This is a genomic window from Streptococcus oralis, assembly GCF_001075875.1.
Taxonomy (GTDB): domain Bacteria; phylum Bacillota; class Bacilli; order Lactobacillales; family Streptococcaceae; genus Streptococcus; species Streptococcus oralis_I.
On record NZ_JUOS01000198.1, the window covers coordinates 1 to 1081 of the forward strand.

A 1081-nucleotide genomic window follows, 5' to 3' on the forward strand; every position below is an offset into this window, starting at 1 on the left:
ACGGCTGTCACCTTCAGTGAATACAGGTTTACCTGTTTGAGTGGCACCTTGGATATCTGTTGATTCAGCTGGAGTAGCTGTTGGGGTTACCGGAACAATTTCTGGTGTGTAAGTTGTATCCACCTTGATACCGTTTGAGCTTTCAGCTTGAACCTTGGCTGGTGTTACAGCACCTGTGTATGATTTATCAGTTGGTGTGAATGTTACAGTACCAGTTGCTGGATCGATAGTGAATGTACCGATTGGCGTTGTACCATTAGCAGCATAAGCTGGTGTACTTGTCACTTCATTGCCATCATTATCCAAAAGCGTGTAGCTATTATCTTTGATCGTAATAGCTTTATCTTCACCATTCACTTGAACAGTTGTTCCTGCGAAGGTTGGTGTGCCTGTTTGAGTGGCACCTTGGATATCTTTAGATGTAGCTGGTTGAGCTGTTGGAACAGCCGCTACAACTGTTGGTGTGTAGGTTGCAGCAGATGTAATTGTTGCAGTCTTACCGTTGGCATTTGTAATTGTAGCAGTTGCTTGAACAGTTACTCCTTGTGCAGTGCCTACAAAATCTTTTTCAGGAGTAAAGGTTACCGCTCCAGTCGTTGGATCGATTGTATATGTTCCTTCACCTGCTACTGTCACTGTTGTTTCATCAGTTGGTTGACCAGTTGCTGGATCCACCAATTTCTTGCTTGTGATTTCAGCAGTCTTATCATTACTCAAATCAAAGGTTGGTGTTTGGGTTTGAGAAACGTTTTGAATATCCGCAGAAACCTTGTCTGTAGGAGTCACTGTAATTGGTGTTACTGATGGTGTGTAAGTCGCTGAAGCTTTGGTTCCGTTCATATCTTCACGAACGACTGTAACCGCTGGCGCTGTTCCTGTAAAACTTGGTTCTGGAACAAATGTAACAGTACCGTCTCCTGCTACTGTGTAGGTACCAACGCCATCAACTGACTTGGTAGTTGAGCCATCATCAAATGTTGCTGGAACATCATCGTTCATTGGCACACGGCTATTACCTTCAGTAAATACCGGCTTACCTGTTTGAGTGGCACCTTGAACATCTGTTGATTCAGCTGGTGCT

1 pseudogene is annotated in these 1081 nt (G+C 44.0%); it reads right to left on the reverse strand.

From position 1 onward, the window contains the following. Positions 1–1081, reverse strand: a pseudogene (locus ADM33_RS10345) (cell surface protein); the annotation flags it as partial.